Below are 675 nucleotides of genomic sequence, written 5' to 3'. Positions count from 1 at the left end.
GCTCCACTAATCATCAATTGAACTATCATCTTGTTTACCAAACCATCCATACCGGCAGTATAGTTAGACCATTTAGAGGATACCTTAGAAAGATGATCTCTCATCTTATCAGCCTCTTTATCGGTATTATTAGGGAATGTTATGTTGTGACCAGTATTAGCAAGCTTAAACATATCCTGTAAAGCTATGTTAACATCTGGATTCACTTTATATAAATCCCTTAAAAGCTGAATCACTTCAACACGAAAAGAAGGCGTAACCATCTGAGTTAAGCCTTTCAATGTATGAATGAAGTTACCTGGGTCATCATCCGGTTCCGATACTCTACCGGGTGAAATAGGTACCTCCTCTTTTTTACTTGGAGGATTAGCCTTGTTTTCTTGTATTGGAGATCGATTCCTTCTATCGAATCCAAAAAACTTAAGAATTTTCATTTCGGTTGTATTATTACATTAGTTTTTCCTTTTCGTATGTGATTACAAATTGCTTTACCAAATATATCATCATCAGAATAAACATCTCCTTCCAAATCCACATCTACAGCAGAAGTATTATTTCTGTGTTTACCCATGGCTACGGGTCTACCCAAACCATCATATATAAAGGTAGGAGCTTCTTGAACAAAGAAAGGATCCTTCACAATGATATTCTCTTCTCGAATATCTTGTTCTAGAC

2 protein-coding genes are annotated in these 675 nt (G+C 36.0%); both read right to left on the bottom strand.

Annotated features, from left to right (window positions below; all coding sequences use genetic code 11):
- Window positions 1-434, bottom strand: a 434-nt coding sequence (locus IE258_RS40775) for a hypothetical protein (RefSeq protein ID WP_189750835.1), incomplete at its 3' end; no start/stop codon positions are given.
- Window positions 431-675: hypothetical protein (locus IE258_RS40770; RefSeq protein WP_229892791.1), on the bottom strand; the 245-nt coding region annotated here is incomplete at its 5' end. The genes IE258_RS40775 and IE258_RS40770, both read right to left, overlap by 4 nt.

The organism is Streptomyces tendae (assembly GCF_014650435.1).
GTDB classification, from domain to species: domain Bacteria; phylum Actinomycetota; class Actinomycetes; order Streptomycetales; family Streptomycetaceae; genus Streptomyces; species Streptomyces tendae.
The sequence above is the reverse complement of the archived record's forward strand: the minus strand, read 5'-3'. Positions and strand labels throughout refer to the sequence as shown.